The following is a 21,758-nucleotide window of genomic DNA, read 5'->3' on the forward strand; positions in this document are numbered from 1 at the left end:
CGCGGTTCAGGAAGTTTTAAGGCGGCTTTCGTTAGACTGGCCGCCGGAAGATATCGAGACGACGCGCAGAAGTGCGCAGTGAGGAGTCGACGATGGGGTCGAAAGGGTTCAAGGTGCTCGTCGGAGTGCTGGTTGCGGTTATCGTCGTGCTGGGAGGTTTGCTGGTTGCCAAGAACCTGCTTCCCGAAGCGGGAGGAACCGATGCGCCGGAGACTGCGAAAACCCGAAACGAAGCCACGGCTCAGGACGTCATAGCGGAGCCGACGCCCTCGGTCGAGGGCGAGACGTACGTTCCCTGATCGACATCGGCAATCTTGGCATCGTGAACTATAGAAAGGAACGCAATTGTGAAAAGCATAGTAGGCAAGTCCGTGACCGTCGTGCTTCTGCTGGCCGTTGCGAGCGGGCTGGCCGCTTGGCTCGTGTTCGGCGACAAGATATCGGCGGCGCTTTCCGGTGAGCCTCAGACCGTTTCGCCGCTGACCGCTCCCGTGGAGCGAGGATCCGTGCAGCAGACCGTCACCGGCGTTGGCGAGGTGAAGCCGCTGGAAACCGTGAAGCTCAGGCCTGCGGACAGCTGGCATTGGCTGCAATCGTTCGACGCGCCGCTTAACAAGCGCGTTGCTGCAGGCGAGACGCTGGTGACCTACGCCAACGGCGAGAAGTGGGCGGCTCCGTACGACCTCGTGGTCACCTCGCGCGAGCTTCCGGAGAAAAACAAAGGCGCCGTGACGAAGGACGACCACTATATCGAGGTGCAGCGCATCGACACGGTGTCGGTCACCATGGAGGTTTCCGAGAAGGATCTGGGGCTTTTGTCCGAAGGGCAAAGCGTGAAGGTGAAGCTGGGATCCGATAACGGCCGCGAGTACGACGGAACCATCTCCAACATCAACGAGGTGGGTACGTACGGCGCGACGGGCTCCAAGTTCACGGTCACGGTCAAAGTGCCCAACGACGGCAGCATCAAGCTGGGGATGTCGGCCAACCTGTCCATCACCGTTGCGGAAGCCTCCGACGTGCTCACGGTGCCGGTGAGCGCCGTGATCGGCGCGGGCGACGACAAGTTCGTCCAGGTGTACGATCTCGCATCCGGCGAGCAGCGTGCGGAGCCGGTGACCACGGGCATATCCAACGGCACCATGGTCGAGGTGTCGGGCGAGGGTCTGAAGGAAGGCGATCTCGTGGTTCTCAACGAGGCAGAGCCTGCGGGCGGCGGCTTCTCGGAAGGCGATGCCGAAGAGGGGCCTATAACCGTGACTCCGGTGTTAGAGTAGGCGGTCGGCGATGATCCTCTTGGAGAGCGTTTCCAAAACCTACGAGATGGGCGAAGGGGTCGTTCGCGCCCTCGATCATGTGGATCTTCAAGTCGACCAAGGCGATTTCCTCGCTATCGTGGGGCCGTCCGGATCTGGCAAGTCGACGCTGATGAACATCCTCGGGCTGCTCGACGTGCCCGACGAGGGTCGCTACCTGCTCGACGGCATGGATGTCGGGGCTTTGTCCGACAATCGGCTAGCCTCCATCCGCAACGAAAAGATAGGGTTCGTGTTCCAAAGCTTTAATCTGCTGGGCAAGCTCACGGCGCTCGAGAACGTGAAGCTGCCGCTGAGCTATGCCGGGGTACGCCTGAAAGAAGCCGACGCCCGTGCCCGCAAGCAGCTCTCGCTCGTGGGTCTCGAAGGGCGCGAGCACCACCTGCCGAACCAGCTGTCCGGAGGCCAGCAGCAGCGCGTGGCCATCGCCCGTGCGTTGGTGTGCGAGCCGGAGATCATCCTGGCCGACGAGCCCACCGGCGCGCTCGATTCGCGCACCGGCGTGGAGATCATGGAGCTGTTCAAGAGCCTGCACGCCGAGGGTCAGACGGTTATCCTCATCACGCACAACCAGGAGCTCGCCGACGAGGCGCAGCGTGTCGTGCGCATTGCTGACGGCTTGATACAGGAAATGGAAAGGGGTTCGCATGCGGTATAGTCAATTGGCGCGAACTGCCGTTCAGGCTGTGTTCGGCAACGGGTTGCGCTCGGCTCTGACCATGCTGGGTCTCGTCATCGGCATTTCGTCGGTCATCATCCTCGTGGGCATCGGCGACGGGACGAACCGGCAGGTGAGCGAAAAGATGAAAGCTCTCGGCGGAGACGCACTGTCGGCTTACCTGTTCGACGGCGACATGGGCTACAACGACCTTTCGGGCATGAACGACCTCGGTGCCGTGGATGGCGTGGCGCCCTCGAAGTCCCTGATGAAGAAGCTTTCGGTGGGCACGACGGTTGCTAACAAGGCGTTCGTGGAGGCCACTGACGAGCACTACCTGCACGTGCGCAACCTCAAATTGCAAGAAGGCCGCAACTTGAGCGCTGTCGACCGGGAGAATCGTAGCAAGGTCATCGTGCTGGGCTCCGATGTGGCGAAGACGCTGCTTGGCTCGGCCGACGGCGCGGTCGGCCGCACCGTCAAGCTCGACGGCGATGAGTTCACCGTGGTCGGCGTGCTGCAGAACCAGGGCCAGTCGATGGGCCTCAACACGGGCAACGTGGCGCTCGTTCCCTTCTCCACTGCCGTGAGCATGGGGGAGAGCGGCACGATCACCTCTTTCTACGCGAAAGCGCGCGGCGAGGACGCCATCGAGGCGGCGAAAGGGGAGATAGGCTCGTACCTCACGGGCACGGTGCATATTCCCCCCGGACGTTTCGACATCATCTCCCAGGACGAGATGCTGCGGGCCGGCAACGAGATCGACGGCACCATGACTTTGCTGTTGGCGGGCATCGCGGGCATATCGCTTGTGGTTGCGGGCATCGGCGTGATGAACGTGATGCTGGTGTCGGTGACCGAGCGCACCCGCGAAATCGGCATCAAGAAAGCTCTGGGCGCGCGCCGCTTCGACATCCTCGTGCAGTTTCTGCTCGAAGCCCTCGTGCTCAGCATCATCGGAGGCGTTCTGGGCATCGCGGCGGGCATCGCGCTGGGACTGCTCATGGGCACCGTGGGGCTGGCGTTCGTGGTGTCGTGGGGCGTGGTGGCGGTTGCCGTTGCAGCAGCCACGGCCATCGGCCTGGTGTTCGGCATCTTCCCCGCCTACCGGGCGTCCCGCAAGAACCCCATCGAGGCTTTGCGCACCGAATAAGCTGCGCCGCCCGATCGCTTACAAGTCGCCGCGCTTCGCAAGAACGGTCAGTTTCCCAATGCATGCAAATACTCCCTACAGCACCGGTGAAGAAGGCGTGGAAAAAGAAATATTGTCGTAATTTCTTTTACCTTCGATTACATTGTGCTATCATATCCGTCGCTGCTTGAAGCAGTACATCGGGTTGTGGCTCAGCTTGGTAGAGCGCTGCGTTCGGGACGCAGAGGCCGCAGGTTCAAATCCTGTCAACCCGACCAGAAATTGCAGGTCAGCCGTTCGCGGCTGACCTTTTTCTTTTCCCGTGTGGGTTCAATCGGAACATAAACGGCTCCGGGCAGAAAACCCTCACTTCGCATCGCGCGGTCAGCACGCCTTCGGCGCTTCGCTTGAGCTCTTCTGACCAGCGTTGTCTTTGGCTCCCGTCGATACCCAAACATACAGGTTTTGTTCTCGGCTCGTGTTATTCTTAGGGTCGATCATTCATCCGATCGGGTTTTTCGGGTCTCCAGAAGTTGCCCTGATGCCTGCGATCAAAGGATTGACTATGAAACGAGTTTCGGTACCCTTTCTAATCGGCGCGATGCTCTTCGCGGTGATCGGCTTGTATGGTTGCGCTTCGGATGGCGAGCGGGTTGCGCCCGTCGACGCCTCTATCGGCATCATCGAAACGCGAGGGACGGATGAAACGAGCAGGATCGTCTTCTACGATGGGGAGTTGAACGAGGTGGCGCAGCTTCCGCTGCGCTATGCGAACTTGGGTGACGTTTTTCACAATCCCCTGGTTTACCAGGGCAGTCTTTTTGTTATTCCCCAAGGAAGGTCTAAGGTTAGAGACGGCGAGGCCGTCCTTCAGGTCGATGTAGCTTCCCTTGCATCCAAAACACACGCTATCGGTCGATCGGGCATGAATGATGTGGCCGTGAACGATGAGTACGTCTTCACCTGCGATTCGTCTTATATAAACCGCTGCCGAATCGACAACGGGGACGTGTCGAAGATAGCTATCGAGGGGGTTTATGTATCGAAAATCGTTTGGTGCGAAGACAGTCTGTATGCTTTCGCATTGTCTCTCGATGACGACTCTTCGATGATTTATTGCTACGACGAAGACTTGGCCCTCAAAGAATCAATCGATTGCAGCACCTATGATTCGAACGCCTATAGGGTTGCGGACGCCTACCGGGCGGTTGTGCATGAAGGCAAAATCTATTTCTGCAGCGTTGGCCTTGTGGAAAGACAGATTGGCGTACTCGACACCGAAGGCAACACGTTGAGCTTCATTCCATTGAGCAAGGGCGGTCCTTCAAGCGTGGCTATCGCGGACGGCAAGCTTTACATTGCCCACTACAATGTCGTTCAAGGTCAAGACGATAGCGCGCTGAGCATCGTGGATCTAGAGACGGGGGCTATCGAAGAGCATGCTTTCGAGCACGAAGCGATACAAATGGTTGTGACTGAAGGGTCGATATACGTGCTCGGAGATTGGGCGATATACCAATACGATGCCGAAAGCGTAGAGCTCATCGGAAGCAAGCCGATTGATAAAATGCCCGGTAGTTATAGCTATCTTTCGGGGCTGTTCTCTGCGAAGTAGGGCCTCGATACTCAAGATTTCTGCATAGGGTCGGTGGTCTCCGACCGAATAGCGGTTTCAAAACGGGGTTCAAAATGGATTCAATTGGTTGATGACCGCGTCTCGTCCGGTTGGCTGTGCTCTACGGCAAAGGCTTCTCGCCATGGCGAAGCCGGGGCATATCAGTGGAGAAGGCGTGGAAAGGGGATTATCGCTGCATTTTCTTTTACCTTCTATAACATTGTGCTATCATAACCGTCGCTGCGAAAGCAGTTATTTGGTTGCTAAAGGGGATGGGGAACATCCCTTTTTTGCATAGGCATGTGACCCTGGCTGCGTCAGGGGGAGCGAGGTCGCAGAAGCGCTTCGCACGAGCAATTTGGAGGAACGTATGAAAATCCTGGGAATGGGAATGCCTGAGCTTCTCATCATTCTCGCGGTAATCCTGCTCATCTTCGGGCCGAAGAACCTCCCGAAGCTCGGCGGCGCCATCGGCAAGACCGTCAAGAACCTGCGCGAAGGCATGGGCGGCGGCGATAAGAACATCGTCGAGGCCGATGACGAGGAAGAAGTGATCGAAGAGGTCGAGGAGCCCGTCAAGAAGACGACCGCGGCCAAGAAGACCACCACCGCGGCTAAGAAGAAAGCCGAGTAGTTTTACATTCGTCTGGTTCGCGGTATGTGCAGTCGCTCGGCGCTCTGCACATACCGCTTTTTTCATATCAGGTACCGGTAGCACGCTTGCGGACGAGCGTGCATGTTTTTGTAAATGGACAGGTGAGCATTCATGGCAGACGGCAATTTCATTCTCACGCAAGAAGGCAAGGACAAGCTCGAGGAAGAACTCCACTTCCTGGAAACCGAGAAACGCGCCGAGATCGGCGAGCGCATCAAGGTGGCGCGCGAGTTCGGCGACATCTCGGAGAATTCCGAGTACGACGACGCCAAGAACGAGCAGGGCATGATGGAGGCGCGTATTGCCGAGATCAGCCGCATCCTTTCCGAGGCGACGGTGGTCAACACCCCGAAGCGCTCGAACAGCGTGCACATCGGCTCGACGGTGACGGTCGACATGGGTGGGCGCGAGCGCGTGTTCACTATCGTGGGCGGCGCCGAGAGCGATGCCGCCGCCGGCAAGATCTCCAACGAGTCCCCGGTGGGTTCGGTGCTGCTGGGCCACAAGAAGGGCGACGTGGTGGAGACCACGGGTCCCACCGGCCGCAAGATCACCATGACCATTCTCAAGCTGGAACACTAGTGAGTTGCGCCGTTCTGCGAACGGCGCAACTTGCCGACGCTGCGAGACGCCCTTGCACCCGATCTCGCGGCGAGGCCGAGGGACTCGCGTACCGAAGTACGCTTCGCCCTCGCCCTCCCCACGATCTCGGGCACCAGGGCGCCTCTCGCTGACTTACTACGCCAACCCGTGATTTCGAGGACAATCAATGAGCGATACCATCGACACCACCGAGCAGATCATCGAAGACGACCCCATCGCCGTGCGCCGCGCTAAGCGCGAGGCGCTGATGGCAGCGGGCAAGGACCCGTACGGCCATGCGTTCGCGTACTCGCACCACCTGGCCGACCTGGCCGAACAGTACGCCGACCTCGAGGACGGCGCGTCCACCGAGGACGAGGTGAAGGTCGCCGGCCGCGTCATGGCGAAGCGCGATCAGGGCAAGCTGGCTTTCCTCGAGCTGCGCGACTCCACGGGCGACATGCAGCTGTTCTGCCGCATCAACGCGCTGGGCGAGGACGCGTTCGCCGAGCTCAAGGACCTGGACGTGGGCGACTGGATCGGCGTCGAGGGCACGATGATGCGCACGAAGCGCGGGCAGCTGTCCGTGTCCGTGGCATCGTTCGAGCTGCTCAGCAAGTCGCTGCGCCCCCTGCCGGAGAAGTTCCACGGCTTGGCCGACAAGGAGACGCGCTATCGCCAGCGCTATGTCGACCTCGTCATGAACCGCGAGGTGCGCGACACGTTCGAGAAGCGCTTCAAGGTGGTTTCCGCCATCCGCCGCTACATGGAGGATCACGGCTACTACGAGGTGGAGACGCCCATCCTGCACCCTATCCTCGGCGGCGCGAACGCGCGTCCCTTCGTCACGCACCACAACGCGCTGGACAAGGACTTCTACCTGCGCATCGCCACCGAGCTGCATCTCAAGCGCTTGCTGGTGGGCGGCTTCGAGAAGGTCTTCGAGATCGGGCGCCAGTTCCGCAACGAGGGCATGGATCCGTATCATAACCCCGAGTTCACCACCATGGAGTTCTACCAGGCGTTCAGTGACCTCGAAGGCATGATGGAGCTCACGCAGGGCGTCATCCAGGCGGCGGCGCTTGCCTCGTGCGGCACGCTGCAGGTGGAGTATCAGGGCCATCAGGTGGATCTCAGCGGATCGTGGCGCCGCGCCACCATGATCGAGCTGGCCAGCGAAGGAGCCGGCGAGGATGTCAGCTTCCAGCGCACGCGCGACGAGCTGGTGGATATCCTCGAGCGCAACGGCGGCCACGCCGAAGCTGCATGGGGCAAGGGCAAGCTCATCGCCGAGATCTTCGAGGCCGTGGCCGAGGAGAAGCTCATCCAGCCCACCTTCGTCACCGAGCATCCCATCGAGGTGTCGCCGCTGGCCAAGAAGCTGGCGGGCGATCCGAACCTGACCGAGCGCTTCGAGCTGTTCATCTGCGGCCACGAGTACGCCAACGCCTTCGGCGAGCTGAACGATCCGGTCGACCAGGCCGAGCGCTTCCGCGCGCAGGTGGAGGCGAAGGACCTCGGCGACGACGAGGCCATGGGCTACGACGACGACTACGTGCGCGCCCTCGAGTACGGCATGCCCCCGGCGGGCGGCTGCGGCATCGGCATCGACCGTCTGGTTATGCTGCTCACCGACGCCCCGTCCATCCGCGACGTGCTGCTGTTCCCCCACATGAGGGACGAGGTTCCGGCCGGCGGGCGTCCGCGCGCTGCCGCGCCTGCCGCTGCGGCTCCCGCAGTTGCCGAGGCGCCCATCGACTTCTCGAAGGTGGTCGTCGAGCCCCTGTTCCAGGACGAGGTCGACTTCGATACGTTCAGCAAGTCCGATTTTCGTGCCGTGAAGGTGAAGGAGTGCGTCGCCGTTCCCAAGAGCAAGAAGCTGCTGCAGTTCACGCTCGACGACGGCACGGGCTCCGATCGCGTCATCCTGTCCGGCATCCACGCCTATTACGAGCCGGAAGAGCTGGTGGGCCGCACGCTCATCGCCATCACGAACCTGCCGCCGCGCAAGATGATGGGCGTGGAATCGTGCGGCATGCTGCTGTCGGCCATCCATGAGGAGGAGGGCGAAGAGCGCCTGAACCTCCTGATGGTTGACGACCGCATCCCCGCCGGCGCCAAGCTGTACTAAAGCGCCGCCGCATAATCGCTTCCGAAAGGCCGCTTGCGCATATGCCGCGCAAGCGGCCTTTCCGCGGTTCGGAGGCCTGCGCTGCGCCGCACGTCGTCGCGCTTGCACGCGTCTCCGAGCTTTCAATCGCTCGCGCACGTTTCGGGTCTTTGTCAGAAGCGAGCACGTTTGGAGGCATAGTGGGGCAGGGGCTCATGCGGGCGGCGGACATGGTAGGATGGATAGCGGGCCGTCCGTCGGCGCTTGTGGAGCAGCCGTGTGCGGTCATATGCGGTATTGGCACTCTCAATACAAGAGTGCTAAGATGGCACGGAACCAAACGATAGACTCTGCGAGAATAGAGGCTAGCATGTCATTCGAGAAATTCACCGACAAAGCGCGCAAGGTGCTCGTCCTGGCTCAGGACGAGGCTCGCTCGCTTCATCAGCCCTACGTGGGCACCGAGCATATCCTGCTCGGCCTCATACAGGAGAAGGACGGTCTGGCCGCCCAGGCCCTCGATCGTCTCAACGTGAAGTACGATGCCGTCGTGCAGGCCATCCGCCAGGTGGTGGCCATCGACGAGGACACCGACGTGTCGGGGCATCTGTCCTTCACGCCCCGCGTCAAGCGCGTGCTGGAGAACAGCCTGCGCGAGGCCATGCAAATGGGGCAATCGTACATCTCCACCGAGCATCTGCTGCTGGGCATCGTCCGCGAGGGCGACGGCACCGCGCTCGAAGTGCTCACGCGTCTCGGCGTGTCGGGCGACGACGTGCGCAGCGCGCTGAACGACCTGGTGGGGCAGAGCCCCGTCTACGCCGGGCGCAACCCGTTCGATCCGAACGGCAACACGTCCGACAGCGTGCTGAAGGAGTTCGGCACCGACCTCACGCAGAAGGCGCGCGACGGCAAGCTGGACCCGGTTATCGGCCGCGCCGGCGAGATCGAGCGCGTCATGCAGGTGCTCAGCCGACGCCAGAAGAACAACCCGCTGCTCATCGGCGAGCCGGGCGTGGGCAAGACCGCCGTGGCCGAGGGCCTGGCGCAGCTCATCGTGTCGAACCAGGTGCCCGACATCCTGCGCGGCAAGCGCCTGTTCACGCTCGACGTGAGCGCGCTCGTGGCCGGGTCGAAGTACCGCGGCGAGTTCGAGGAGCGCCTGAAGAAGTGCATCAAGGAGGTGATGGACGCGGGCGATATCATCCTGTTCATCGACGAGATGCACACGCTCATCGGCGCGGGTTCGGCCGAGGGTTCCATTGACGCCGCCGCCATCTTGAAGCCTCCGCTGTCCCGCGGCGAGATCCAGGTGATCGGCGCCACCACCATCGACGAGTACCGCAAGCATCTCGAGAAGGACTCCGCGCTCGAGCGGCGCTTCCAGCCCATCACCGTGGGCGAGCCGAACGAGGAGCAGGCCATGCGCATCATGGAGGGTCTGCGCGACCGCTACGAGGCGCATCATCAGGTGCACTTCACCGACGAGGCGCTGCAGGCGGCCGTGAACCTATCGAACCGCTACATCCAGGATCGCTTTCTGCCTGACAAGGCCATCGACGTGCTGGACGAGGCGGGAGCGCGCATGCGCATCCGCAACATGACGCTGCCGAAGGAGCTGCGCGAGCTCGACGACGAGCTGCGCACTATTCGCGGCGAAAAGGATTCGGCCATCGCTTCCCAAGATTTCGAGCGCGCCGCTCAGCTGCGCGACCAGGAGTCCGAGCTCAAGGCCAAGCGCATCGAAGCCGAGAAGAAGTGGGAAGAGGACGCCCAGAAGTCCGTGCATCAGGTGACGGTGGAGGACATCGCCGACGTGGTGTCCATGACCACGGGCGTGCCCGTTTCGAACCTCACCGAGGCCGAGACCGAGAAGCTGCTGCGCATGGAAGCCGTGCTGCACGAGCGCGTCGTCGGTCAGGAAGAGGCCGTCACGGCGCTGTCGAAGGCCATCCGCCGCTCGCGCAGCGGCCTGAAAGACCCGAAGCGTCCCGCCGGCTCGTTCATCTTCCTGGGCCCCTCGGGCGTGGGCAAGACCGAGCTTTCGAAGGCGCTTGCCGAGTTCCTGTTCAACTCCGAGGACGCGCTTCTGTCCTTCGACATGTCTGAGTACATGGAGAAGCACAGCGTGAGCCGTCTCGTGGGCTCGCCTCCGGGCTACGTGGGCTTCGACGAGGGCGGCCAGCTGACGAAGGCCGTGCGCCAGCGCCCCTACTCGGTGGTGCTGTTCGATGAGATCGAGAAGGCGCACCCCGACGTGTTCAACATCCTGCTCCAGATCTTGGAGGAGGGCCGCTTGACCGACGCGCAGGGCCGCACCGTGGACTTCCGCAACGCCGTCATCATCATGACGTCGAACGTGGGTGCCCGCGAGATCGCGCAGCCCACCACGCTGGGCTTCTCCACCGAGGAGCACGCGGGGCTGTCCGACAAGGAGATCAAGAGCCGCGTCATGGCCGAGATGAAGAAGCTGTTCAGGCCCGAGTTCCTGAACCGCATCGACGAGATCATCGTGTTCAAGTCCCTGAACGACGAGCAGATCTCCGAGATCGTCAAGCTCATGGTGGCCGATTTGCGCGAGCGCATGATCGAGCAGAACATGTCCATCAACCTCACCGAGGCGGCGTGCAAGCTCATCGCCAAGGAAGGCACCGACGCCACGTTCGGCGCGCGTCCGCTGCGCCGCGCCATCCAGCGCTTGCTGGAGGATCCGCTGTCCGAGCAGATCCTCGAAGGCACGTGGACGAGCGGCTCGGTCATCGACGTGGACGCGGTGGACGGCGAGCTGGTGTTCACCGCCGGATCGGGCTCCATCCCGGCGCCCCGCAAGCGCGACAGCATCGCGCGGGAAGCGGAGCTGTTGCTGACGAACTACGATCTGGGCCATGCCGGCGTCAGTTCCGGCGGCTCGTTCTCGGGCGGCGCGGCCGACTAAGCTTCGCCTCTTAAGCGCCCCTGCTCCTCGGCTTGAAATTCGAAGCCCGAGGAGCAGGGGTTTCTTGTGTTCTGCGCTTGCATTTGTCGTATACTAGGCACGTCGCAAGCCGACCGCGGAGCGGCCGCTTTCACGTGCAAGGCGGCCGAGGTGCACTGCGGGAAGTGCAGCGGATCAACTCGATTCCAGGAGGTTCCATGTTCGGAGACAACCTCGATCGCATCGTGAAAAGCATCGAGAAGAACTACGAGGCCGACGAGATATTCTTCACGAAGCCCGGCCGGCGGTTTCCCAGCCGCCTGGCCGTGAAAAGCGTGATCAAGGACTTGCGTCGGGTGCTGTTCCCGGGCTATTTCGGCGACGAGATGCTGACGCCGTTCACCAGTCCGGAGTACTTCATCGGCGAGACGCTCATACAGATCGAACGCGTGCTGCGCGAGCAGATCGTGCTCGCCATGACGTACACCTCGGACGATCGCGATGCTGCGGAGGTCGACCCGGCGCGCTACCTGTGCGGCGGCACCACGCCCGAGCATATCTGCGAGCGCGCCTCGGAAGTGTGCACGGTGTTCTTCGACGAGCTTCCCAGCATACAGCGGGTGCTGCTCACCGACGTGCAGGCGCTGTATGACGGCGATCCGGCGGCCGGGTCGAAGGAGGAGGTCATCTTCTCGTATCCGGGTCTGTACGCGATCTACGTGTACCGCATCGCGCACGTGCTGTACGAGCAGAACGTGCCCATCATCCCGCGCATCATGACCGAGCTGGCGCACAGCGGCACGGGCATCGACATCGGCGCCGGCGCCCAGATCGGCGAGTACTTCTTCATCGACCACGGCACGGGCGTGGTCATCGGCGAGACCACCGTCATCGGCGACCATGTGAAGCTGTACCAGGGCGTCACGCTGGGCGCGCTGTCCACGCGCGGCGGGCAGCGGCTTGCCGGGGTGAAGCGCCATCCCACGATCGAGGACAACGTGACGATCTATTCCAACGCTTCGGTTCTGGGCGGGGAAACCGTGGTGGGCGCCGGTTCGGTCGTCGCAGGATCCACGTTCGTCACCTCTTCGGTTCCCCCCAATTCCCGCGTGTCGCTGAAGGCGCAGGAGATCACCGTGCGCCAGCCGGGCGAGCGTGACTAGGCTCTTCGATCGGCAAGCGAGGGAAATGGAGCGGTGGCAAGAACGATGCAAGGCGGAGAGGAAAACCTTATGACGCAGACAATCGACCCGGTGTTCTCGTCCGCGGTGCTCAGCGCCCCTGAGCTCGCGCTGAACGACCTCGACTTCGACGCGCTGTCGCAGGCGATGGGAGGGCTCAAGGGCGAGGTCGACAAGAACCCGCAGACGGCCGCCATCATCCTGGCGGGCGGCACGGGGGAGCGGTTCGGCAAGGAAGGCGGCAAGCAGCTCGTGGAGATCGCGGGCAAGCCCATCCTCACCTGGTCGGCCGAGGCGTTCGACGCCGTGGGCGACATCGGGCTCATCGTCATCGTGTGCCCCGAGGACCGCTGCAGCGAGTATCTCAAGCGCGCCATCGACCCGTTCCCGTTCGTCACGCCCATCGTGGTGGCGCCTTCGGGCCCCAGCCGTCAGGAATCGGCGTTCTCGGGGCTGGAGTTCGTGCCGGACGACTACGAGTACGTCATCCTGCACGACGGCGCCCGCCCGCTCATCAGCCCCGACCTCATCGCGCATACCATCGCCACGTTGAAGGGCAACATCGACTGCGACGGCGCCGTGGTGGCGCATCCGGCCGTCGACACCCTGAAAGTGGTGGAGAACGGCGTGATCGTGGGCACGCCCGACCGCCGCGTGTTCTGGAACGCGCAGACGCCCCAGGTGTTCCGCGCCGGCATCTACCGCCGCGCGCACGCCTCGGCGCTGTCGGACGGCTTCATGGGCACCGACGATTCGTCGCTCATCGAGAGGTTGGGCGGGCGCGTGCTGGTAGTGGAAGGGAAGCGCGACAACATCAAGCTGACCGTCCCCGAAGACTACCTCATGCTGGCCGCTGCGGTGCGTACCATGTACATGAAAGGGGCGGAAGAATGATCATCCGCGGAGGCCTTGGCGACAGTGCCCAGTCGCTCAGACAGTCCTGCTCGCGCGAAACGCCCGCTGGGCGTTTCGGCTCGTGCGGAACTCGCTTGGTGGGCACCGTCGCCAAGGCCGCGCATGTCGTTATCGGAGGAACCGAATGATGCAACCTGTTGTTTTCGATCCTGCCGGGTTGCGCGTGGGGCAGGGATACGATGTGCATGCGTTCGCCGAGGGGCGCAAGCTTATCCTGGGCGGGGTGGACGTTCCTCATGTGCGCGGCCTCTTGGGGCATTCCGATGCCGACGTGTTGGCGCATGCTATCTCCGATGCGCTGCTGGGAGGCATTCGCGGCGGGGATATCGGCAAGCTGTTCCCCGACACCGACCCAGCCTTCAAGGACGCCGACTCGCTGAAGCTGCTGGCCGCCGTGGCCGACAAGGTGCGCGCGGAGGGCTACGTCATCCTCGACGTCGACTCCGTCATCGCCGCGCAGGCGCCGAAGCTGTCGCCGTACCGCGAGGCCATGCGCGAGAACCTGGCCGCCGCCATGGGCATCGCGGTGGAGAATGTGGGCGTGAAGGCCACCACCACTGAGCACCTGGGATTCGAAGGCCGCGAGGAGGGCATCTCCGCGACCGCCGTCTGCCTGCTGTGCCGCCGTCCTGACGAGCAACGGGACTAGCCGACGCTGCGGGCTTCCGTAGCGCCTCGGCTTGGCGCTCCAAGCCCTCCTCACGTGCATGAGCACGCTTCGTCGGTCTTTCACGCCAATCCGAAGCACTGCGAAAGCCCTCGCTGACTTTGGTGGACAGGCGGGCTCCGTAACCTTCCTGTGCTACAATCTACGGTCGAAACGCACCGTCGCGGGAGCGCGGCGCCAGGGCTATGCAGGATGCGAGGACGCCATGATCAGACTCTACAATACGAAGACCCGCACGAAGGTCGACTTCGAGACGCTCGAGCGCGGCAAGGTGGGCATGTACGTGTGCGGACCTACCGTGTACAACTACATTCACATCGGCAACGCCCGCACGTTCATCAGCTTCGACGTGATCCGCCGTTACCTTATGTGGCGCGGCTTCGACGTGACGTTCGTGCAGAACGTCACCGACGTGGACGACAAGATCATCGGCAAGTCGCTTGAGGAAGGCCGCAGCGCTGCCGAGGTGGCCGCCGAGTACACCGAGGCGTTTATCGAGGACATGCGCGCGGCCGGCGTGCTGGATCCCGATATCCGTCCGAAGGCCACCGAGGAGATCCCCGCAATGATAGAGCTCATCCAAGAGCTCATCGACGGAGGCCACGCTTACGATGCCGACGGCGACGTGTACTTCAACGTGCGTTCGTTCCCGGCTTACGGCGAGCTGTCGGGCCGCAACGTAGACGAGATGGAGAGCGGCCACCGCGAGCTGCGCGCCGACGGCAAGGGCGTGGAGGATCGCAAGCGCGACCCGCTGGACTTCGCGCTGTGGAAGGCCGCCAAGCCCGGCGAGCCGGCGTGGGAGTCGCCCTGGGGCATGGGCCGTCCCGGCTGGCACATCGAGTGCTCGGCCATGTCGCGCAAGTACCTGGGGCTTCCCTTCGACATCCACGGCGGCGGCGCCGACCTCGTGTTCCCGCACCACGAGAACGAGCGCGCGCAGAGCGAGGCCGCGTGCGGCTGCACGTTCGCGAACTACTGGATGCACGGCGGCATGCTGCAGATCAACTCCGAGAAGATGAGCAAGTCGCTGGGCAACTTCAAGCTGCTGCGCGACGTGCTGAAGGTCACCGATCCGAAGGTGCTGCGCTTCCTTATGCTGCAGACGCACTACCGCAGCCCGCTCGACTTCTCCGACGAGCGCCTGGCCGAGGCGGGCGCGGCGCTGTGCCGTATCGAGAACGCGGTGAAGAACCTCGATTGGCAGCTGCAGAACGCCCAGGACATCCCCTCGCCGCTGGACACGCGCGAGCTGATGAAGCGTACGAAGGAGGCGAAGCTGGCGTTCATCCTGGCCATGGACGACGACTTCAACACCTGCAAGGCGCTGGGCGAGGTGTTCGACTTCGTGGCCGCGGTGAACGCGCAGACGGCCGACAAGACTATCTCGCTGTCCGACGTGCCGCCCGTGCGCGATGCCCGCGGCGTCATCGTGGAGCTCATGGGCGTGTTCGGCATCGACGTGGAGGCCGCATCCGCCTCGTGCGCCGCAGGAGGGTACCCGCCCGAGGTCGTGGGGTTGGCGGCCGATATCGCGGGCTACGAAGGCGCGGATGCCGCCGAGGCCGTGGACGCCCTGCTGGCGGCCCGTGCCGACGCCCGCGCCGCGAAGGATTGGAGCCGTGCCGACGCCGTCCGCGACGGCCTGTGCGGTTTGGGCTTCGTGATCGAGGACACCCCGCAGGGTGCGCGCGTGACCTACGAGGGGTAAGGCGAGCGTTATCCCGAGTGGAACATTCTCGAAGGGCGGCCGCGTTGGCCGCCCTTCGTCGTCGTGCACGGATTCTCTTCCTTATGTGCGGCAAAATCGAGTTTTTGGCAGGAGAAGCGTCTTTCTCCGAATCGTTTCGAGGTGAAACCCCAGATCGCGTTTTTTCGGCATTTGCAAATCAACAGTGCGAAGCGGGCTCGCACTGCCAAAAGCCCGATTCTGCCGCACATAGCGCCTGCGGAACGTGCAATCGCTCGCCGTCGGGGTTCCCTTGCGCGCTCGTGTCCAGGATGGGAATGCGATAGGGTGCGAAAGACCCGGGAATGTGCCGCAGGGCTCGGAGATGCGGAGGATTGCCGGGTAGGGGGCGTTGTCCCGCCCGAAGCGAGGGGTTTCGGTGGTCGCCGGCTCGCGGGTTCGTCGATGCGCTACAATACGGCGCATGCGAACTCAATCGACAAGGACTCCCGAGCTCCTCGCGCCCGCGGGCGGGCTTGCGCAGCTGGAGGCCGCGCTGCGCTTCGGTGCGGACGCCGTGTACCTGGCCGCCGATCGTTTCGGGCTGCGGCAGCGCGCGGCGAACTTCGCGCTGGACGACGTTCCCGCTGCGGCAGCTCGCGCGCACGATGCGGGCGCGAAGGCGTACGCGACGCTGAACGCCCTCATGGACGCCGACGACCTCAAGGCGCTTCCCGCGTACCTCGAAGCGCTGGCCGCGGCCGGCGTCGACGCGTTCATCGTGAGCGACCTGGGCGCGCTGCGCCTGGCACAGCGGCACGCGCCGAACGTCGAGCTGCACGTGAGCACCCAGGCCTCGGTATGCAACGCCGAGGCGGCGCGCGTATGGCACGAGCTGGGCGCGAGCCGCGTGGTGTGCGCGCGAGAGATGAGCGTGGAGGACATCGCGCGACTGCGCGCCGGCGCCCCGCGCGAGCTGGAGCTGGAGGCGTTCGTGCACGGCGCCATGTGCATGGCCGTGTCGGGCCGCTGCCTGATCAGCGCCGCGCTCACCGGCCGCTCCGGCAACAAGGGCCATTGCACCCAGCCGTGCCGGTGGAGCTACGCGCTGGTGGAGGAGCAGCGTCCCGGCGAGTTCTTTCCCGTGGAGGAGGACGTGCGCGGAACCTATGTCATGAACGCGCAGGACCTCAACATGCTGGCGCACCTCGACGACTTGGCCGCGGCCGGCATCGACTCGTTCAAGATCGAAGGCCGCAACAAGAAGGCGTTCTACGTGGCTTCGGTGGTGCGCGCTTACCGGCTGGCCCTGGACGGCGTTCCCTCCTCCGAGCTGGCCGACGAGCTGCTGGCCGTGTCGCATCGCCCGTACGGCACGGGCTTCTACTACGGCGACGCCAGGCAATCGCCCGACGTGGACGGCTACACCGCCGAATGCCGGCATGCCGCCACGGTGGAAGCGTGCGAACCGGCCGGCGAAGGCGCGTTCCGCGTGATCGCGCGGTGCTACAACCGCTTCTGCGAAGGCGACGAGCTGGAGGCGCTGTCGCCGGGTCCGCACGTCCCTCGCGTGCGCGTGCGTAACCTCGCCTGGCTCCCCGAGCCCGACGGGGACGACGCGCAGCCAAAGCGGGTGCCGGTTGCCGTGGCGAACCGCTCGGCCGAGCGCTATGCGTTCGAAACGGGGGAGGAGCTGGCTCCCGGCGACTTTCTGCGCATGCGTATCAACGTTGAGCGATAGGCTTCTGATCTGCGCTAAAGCGATAAAGTACTGCTAAGTAGCCGTCAAGGCGCGTGCATGCGCCGGCGCTACACTGGGTTGCACCCTGACGAAAAGGAACGGAATCATCCTTCTTTCAGAAAGCGAGGTGCATCATGCCCAATCATGCGTATCGCGCCGCATCGGCGCCCAGCGTCGTGCAGCGTGCCCGCAACACGCGCACCGGCCGCAAGCTCGAGCGCGGCGGTTACCTGACCGTCGAGACCGTCACCATGTGGATCGTGTACGCTCTGACCCTCATCGGCAATGCCGTCATCGAAGGAGGCCGGGTGGGAGGCACCACGTCGGCGGATATCGCGTACGGCGTGTTCACGTGGTTCACGCCTGCCGGCTACGTGTTCGCCATCTGGTCGCTCATCTACGTGGCGATGGTCGTGTGGCTCGTCGCGTACACGCGCACGGCGCCTGTCCGCGCCGACCGCTTCACCATGACGTCCATCCTGTTCATCGCAAGCTGCGCCCTCAACGTGCTGTGGCTTGCCCTGTGGCACTTCGAGCTGGTGGCCGTGTCGTTCATCGTCATCCTGGCCGAGTGGCTGGTGCTGGCGGCGCTGTACCTGAACGTGCGCCGCACGATGAAGACCGCCTCGGGACGGGTGCCCGTGTCCATCTACACCGCGTGGGTCACGGTGGCCACGCTGGCCAACATGGCCATCCTCGTCACGCGCGCGCTGGACGGCGGCATCCCGTTCTTCAACGGGTTGTTCACCATCCTCTTGACGGCGGGCGTGCTGGCGTTCGGCTACGTGATGCGCAAGGCCTACGACGACATGGCGTTCCAGCTCGTGTTCCTGTGGGCGCTCATCGGCGTGGGCGTGAACGTGTCGGGCGCGTCGGCGTTCACGGCGGCTGTCGTGTTCTTGCTGTGCGTGGTCGGAGCTATCTTGACGTTCGCCCCCATCGGCTCGATGCGGAAGCTCGTGCGGCAGAACTAGCGATCCTGCAGCATGCTCGTGGTGAAAAGGTGCGGCTTGGCGGGGCGGTGCGTCCGCAGAAGGCTTCTTCTCCGGCAAAACCGGCTGACCGATTCTTCCATTTCCGATGAAACCGCTGACAGTTCTTGCTATGATAGCGCCAAGGTGTTTTTCGGACGAAAGGGGCCGTTATGGGAACGAAAGCAGCGGAGGCGCTCGACGTATCCTTCGACGAGCTGCCGAACTACCTGCACGCGAAGCACTCCGTGTACATGGAGATCGGCAGCGAGACGTACTACCTGACCGACGTCAACGATCGATACTGGCGCGCGCAGGACACCGCGAAGCTCAACGAAAAGGGACATTACGTCGACGCGAGCGAGCTGGTGCCGACGGTGAGCGAGTTCTTGACGCTCCCCTTCATCGACGGCAAGTCGGTGACCGACGTGTTCGACCAAGCGGTATTCTACGCATCTGAAAAAGCGTAACGACGACGGGGGCGGCCGCGTGAACGGCCGCCCCCGTTTCTCGTTCCGGCAACCGCGTGGCCGCTACGGGCGTTCGTTCGGCTCGATGAAGCCGACGGCGAACTGCACGTCCGAGACGTCCCGGGGGACGGGGCGCGAGTAGAGGAACCCCTGCGCGATGATGCGATCGTCCATGCGCACGAGCATGGACGCCTGATCGCGCGTTTCCACGCCTTCCACCACCACGTTTACGGCCAGCTTGTCGGCGATGGACACCACGCCGTCCAGAATGGCCTTGCAGCGCTCGCCGCTCTCGCTGCTCATGAGGAAGCTGCGGTCGAGCTTTAGCACGTCGATCGGCAGGTTCTGCAGCGTGCCCAGCGACGAGTACCCGCTGCCGAAGTCGTCAATGGCGATGCGGAAGCCCAGATCCTTTAAACGGCGGCACAGTCGTTCGGCGCGTTCGAGGTCTTCCATGACGATGTTCTCGGTCAGTTCGAGCTCCAGCAGCTCGATGGGCACGCCGAATCCGTCGACGATGCTCTTCACCGTTTCAGGGAACGCGTCGTTTCGCATGTGCAAGCGCGAGAAGTTGCAGGCGATGACGAGCGGGTGTTCTCCCGCGTCCAGCTGCTCCCGGATACGGGCGCAGACGAGACGAAATACCTGCAAGTCCAAGTCGACAACCAGGCCGGTGCGCTCGAACAGGGGAATGAACTCGTCGGGCGGCACGAGGCCGCGTTCAGGCGATTCCCAGCGAACGAGCGCTTCGAAGCCCACGAGGCGGTTCGTCGCTATTTCCACCTTCGGCTGGTAATAGGCCGTGAACTCCCCGCGCTCGAGCGCGTCGTGCGCGGCGGCTACCAGCGCGCGTTCGGCGATGTCGCGATCCTTCATGCTCGCCGAGTACAATGCTGCGGTGCTGCGCGAGGCCTCCCCGATGCTGTCCCGGGCGTAGCGTGCGGCGTCCACGAACTCGATGATGGTTTGCACGTCGATGCGTGGCGTTTCGGCGCTGCGCTCGATGATGCAGACGCCGGCCTGCAGCATGAGCCGGTGCGATAGCTCGGTAAGCGTTTCGGTGTTGTTGAAGCGACGATCCAGTTCATCGAAGCGCTCCAGCAGCGCGTCCCAGCCTCTCCAGCGAACCAACAGCACGAATTCGTCTGCGATGACGTGCGCGTATCGTTCGTCGGGTGCTTTCATGCCGGCCAGCGTGCCGTTGAGGTCGAGCAGCACGCGATCGCCCGTGGCGTAGCCGAACGCTGCGTTGAAGCCTTTGAAGCTTTTTACGTCGAGGTACACGATGGCGTAAGCGCCATCGCGGGCGTTCGCCATCTGAGCGCCCACCTCGGAGCGGAAGCGGGCGAGACTCCAGCCTTCGGTCAGCGGATCGGTGAACGAGAAGTCCTCCACTCGCCGCGCCGCGCGAAGCTTCACATGGCTGACGTACAGGGCAACGCCGAGCACGGAGCCGAGCAGTGCGACGATGCCGGCCATGAATTGCACCGGATACTGGCGCAAGAAGTCGAAAGGGCTGATGGGATGTACGGCGAGGCTGCTTTGCGAAAGCCAGGTGGTCATCTTGCTTTCGGCAGTGTACTGCACGCAGCGGTCGAGGATGCTCACCAGTCGTCGGTCGGCGTTGCGGCTTACGCCGATGCTCATGCTGTTGAAGAAGGAGGTGATGGTGGTGACGCTCAGGCTCTCGTATTGGGGTTCCGCCAGCAAGTAGTTCGCCACGTGGGTATCGGCAAAGGCGATATCGGCTTTGCCTTCAAGCACTGCATCGAAGCAATCTTTCGGGGTGTCGCAGTACACGATGTCGTATTCGGCGTACGAAGAGTACGCCGTGCTCGCGGCGAGCGAGAAGCCGCTTGGCAGCGCGACGCGCGAACCGGATGGATTCGGTCCTGCGACAAGGGCCATGGGGTCGCGCAGATAGGGGCCGGTGGTGTCGAGGCTTTTGATCGCCTGGGGGTCGGATTCTCGATCGACGTCGTACACGATGTCGGCGTCGCCACGTTCGACGAGGCGGACGGCCTCGTCGTGGCAGTCCGCAGCCACGAATTCGAACTTCAGCCCGGTGATCTGCGCGATGTCTTCGAACAGCAATGCGACCGCGCCGGCGAACGCGCCGGTTTCGGGGTCGGTGTAGGAAAGCGGCGCGCGATACGAATCGTAGGCCACGCGCAGGGTGGGAGCCGATGCCAGATAGGCGTACTCGTCTTCGGTGAAGACGGGATCCTGGTCGGTGTTGATGCCGAAGTAGCGGTCGTACAGCAACGTGGCGAAGTCGGGGTCGCGCAGTTTGAGGCGGCTCATCGCGCTGTCGAGCTCATCGGCTATGTCGGTGCGTTCGGGCGAGAGGGCGATGTACAAAGGCTCGGGGGCGAACTGAGCTACGGTTCGGAAGCGCGAATTCGTCCCGAGATATGTGATGGCAATGGCATCCACCGCTCCTTCGTCGAGCGCTCTCAGCAGGTCTCCGGTAGCGCTGTAGGCCACGATATCCGCCGAAAAGCCGTTCTTCTCGCTGTATTGTGCGAACGCTTCGGCGTCCTGGCTGTTCGCGATTACCCCCACGCGCATGCCGGAAAACGTTTTGAAGTCTTCGTAGGCGTAACGCGTGTCGTCGAGCCTCACGTTGAGCGTGGTGGAAATCTCGCAGAGCGATGATGCCGAGAAGATCATCCGCCTCTCTCGGTCTTCGGTGTAGTACACCATGGGAAGCAGATCCACCTTGCTCGCTTCAAGCGCGGCACAGGCCTCTTCCCAACTAGGGTACTTGACGTATTCATATGTCCAGTCGGCGTAGCGTGCGATTTCGTTGAGATACTCGATGTTGTACCCAACGTAGCGCCCCTCTTCGTCGGTGGACATATAGTCGCCGTCTTCGAAGTAGGCGACGGTCACGACGCGCTTGCCGAACGTGGCGAACTCGTCGGCGAAAGCCCGCGAGGATCCGGGATACGTGGTCGTTGCGACCGTACAGGTGAACGCGATGACGAACGCCCAGGCAAACATCATCGGTTGAAGCCGCGAAGGGATGAATGTTCTTGCCGGTGCTATGCTTCGCTCCGATCGATGTGACGGTGTCTAAGAATGGTTGATACCAACTTACCTTACCATATGCATGGCCTTCTCAGAAAGACTTGTCGGGGGATGTGCGCGCCTTTTTTT

17 protein-coding genes and 1 tRNA gene are annotated in these 21,758 nt (G+C 63.1%); 17 read left to right on the forward strand and 1 reads right to left on the reverse strand.

Annotated features, from left to right (window positions below; all coding sequences use genetic code 11):
• Positions 1 to 92: 92 nt before the first annotated feature.
• From GT590_RS02570 to GT590_RS02650, 17 genes are all read left to right on the forward strand, one after another.
• Complete coding sequence (locus tag GT590_RS02570; RefSeq protein WP_009306427.1) at positions 93 to 299, forward strand: hypothetical protein; 207 nt, start codon at positions 93 to 95, stop codon at positions 297 to 299.
• A gap of 48 nt (positions 300 to 347) precedes the next feature.
• On the forward strand, positions 348 to 1,277 hold the full coding sequence (locus GT590_RS02575; protein WP_009607883.1) for an efflux RND transporter periplasmic adaptor subunit: 930 nt from the start codon (positions 348 to 350) through the stop codon (positions 1,275 to 1,277).
• Between the two features lie 10 nt (positions 1,278 to 1,287).
• Positions 1,288 to 1,974: an ABC transporter ATP-binding protein gene (locus tag GT590_RS02580; RefSeq protein ID WP_009306425.1), complete on the forward strand. Its 687-nt coding sequence runs from the start codon at positions 1,288 to 1,290 to the stop codon at positions 1,972 to 1,974.
• Complete coding sequence (locus GT590_RS02585; protein ID WP_086414415.1) at positions 1,964 to 3,127, forward strand: ABC transporter permease; 1,164 nt, start codon at positions 1,964 to 1,966, stop codon at positions 3,125 to 3,127. Before GT590_RS02580 ends, GT590_RS02585 begins: the two co-directional genes overlap by 11 nt.
• A gap of 180 nt (positions 3,128 to 3,307) precedes the next feature.
• Positions 3,308 to 3,384: transfer RNA gene (locus GT590_RS02590), tRNA-Pro, on the forward strand.
• Positions 3,385 to 3,671: 287 nt separating this feature from the next.
• Positions 3,672 to 4,721 carry a hypothetical protein gene (locus GT590_RS02595; RefSeq protein WP_161170883.1) on the forward strand — a complete coding sequence of 350 codons (1,050 nt, stop codon included), beginning with the start codon at positions 3,672 to 3,674 and terminating at the stop codon, positions 4,719 to 4,721.
• Positions 4,722 to 5,091: 370 nt separating this feature from the next.
• Positions 5,092 to 5,355, forward strand: coding sequence for a twin-arginine translocase TatA/TatE family subunit (gene tatA / locus GT590_RS02600; protein WP_009306422.1), 264 nt, complete (start codon positions 5,092 to 5,094; stop codon positions 5,353 to 5,355).
• A 132-nt stretch (positions 5,356 to 5,487) separates the two neighbouring features.
• Positions 5,488 to 5,958: a transcription elongation factor GreA gene (gene greA, locus GT590_RS02605; protein WP_009306421.1), complete on the forward strand. Its 471-nt coding sequence runs from the start codon at positions 5,488 to 5,490 to the stop codon at positions 5,956 to 5,958.
• 187 nt (positions 5,959 to 6,145) lie between these two features.
• Complete coding sequence (lysS, locus tag GT590_RS02610; RefSeq protein ID WP_009607774.1) at positions 6,146 to 8,089, forward strand: lysine--tRNA ligase; 1,944 nt, start codon at positions 6,146 to 6,148, stop codon at positions 8,087 to 8,089.
• 349 nt (positions 8,090 to 8,438) lie between these two features.
• The gene (locus GT590_RS02615; protein ID WP_009306419.1) at positions 8,439 to 11,003 is read left to right on the forward strand and encodes an ATP-dependent Clp protease ATP-binding subunit; all 2,565 of its coding nucleotides are present in this window, start codon (positions 8,439 to 8,441) and stop codon (positions 11,001 to 11,003) included.
• 197 nt (positions 11,004 to 11,200) lie between these two features.
• Positions 11,201 to 12,145 (forward strand): serine O-acetyltransferase, encoded by a 945-nt coding sequence (locus GT590_RS02620; RefSeq protein ID WP_009306418.1) that lies wholly within the window; start codon positions 11,201 to 11,203, stop codon positions 12,143 to 12,145.
• A 69-nt stretch (positions 12,146 to 12,214) separates the two neighbouring features.
• Positions 12,215 to 13,057, forward strand: a complete 843-nt coding sequence (ispD, locus tag GT590_RS02625; protein WP_009306417.1) for a 2-C-methyl-D-erythritol 4-phosphate cytidylyltransferase — start codon at positions 12,215 to 12,217, stop codon at positions 13,055 to 13,057.
• A gap of 145 nt (positions 13,058 to 13,202) precedes the next feature.
• On the forward strand, positions 13,203 to 13,727 hold the full coding sequence (ispF, locus tag GT590_RS02630; RefSeq protein WP_009306416.1) for a 2-C-methyl-D-erythritol 2,4-cyclodiphosphate synthase: 525 nt from the start codon (positions 13,203 to 13,205) through the stop codon (positions 13,725 to 13,727).
• A 223-nt stretch (positions 13,728 to 13,950) separates the two neighbouring features.
• Positions 13,951 to 15,456: a cysteine--tRNA ligase gene (cysS, locus tag GT590_RS02635; protein WP_009607800.1), complete on the forward strand. Its 1,506-nt coding sequence runs from the start codon at positions 13,951 to 13,953 to the stop codon at positions 15,454 to 15,456.
• Between the two features lie 442 nt (positions 15,457 to 15,898).
• On the forward strand, positions 15,899 to 17,155 hold the full coding sequence (locus GT590_RS02640) for a U32 family peptidase (RefSeq protein ID WP_156996998.1): 1,257 nt from the start codon (positions 15,899 to 15,901) through the stop codon (positions 17,153 to 17,155).
• A 134-nt stretch (positions 17,156 to 17,289) separates the two neighbouring features.
• Positions 17,290 to 18,129, forward strand: a complete 840-nt coding sequence (locus GT590_RS02645) for a TspO/MBR family protein (protein ID WP_009306410.1) — start codon at positions 17,290 to 17,292, stop codon at positions 18,127 to 18,129.
• 170 nt (positions 18,130 to 18,299) lie between these two features.
• Positions 18,300 to 18,596: a hypothetical protein gene (locus tag GT590_RS02650; RefSeq protein WP_009607766.1), complete on the forward strand. Its 297-nt coding sequence runs from the start codon at positions 18,300 to 18,302 to the stop codon at positions 18,594 to 18,596.
• A gap of 63 nt (positions 18,597 to 18,659) precedes the next feature.
• On the opposite strand, the gene GT590_RS02655 is transcribed toward GT590_RS02650, so the two are convergent.
• Positions 18,660 to 21,605, reverse strand: a complete 2,946-nt coding sequence (locus GT590_RS02655) for an EAL domain-containing protein (protein WP_161170884.1) — start codon at positions 21,603 to 21,605, stop codon at positions 18,660 to 18,662.
• Between the last annotated feature and the right edge of the window lie 153 nt (positions 21,606 to 21,758).

Origin of the sequence: Eggerthella sp. BIOML-A1 (genome assembly GCF_009875595.1) — a bacterium.
Lineage (GTDB): Bacteria > Actinomycetota > Coriobacteriia > Coriobacteriales > Eggerthellaceae > Eggerthella > Eggerthella lenta.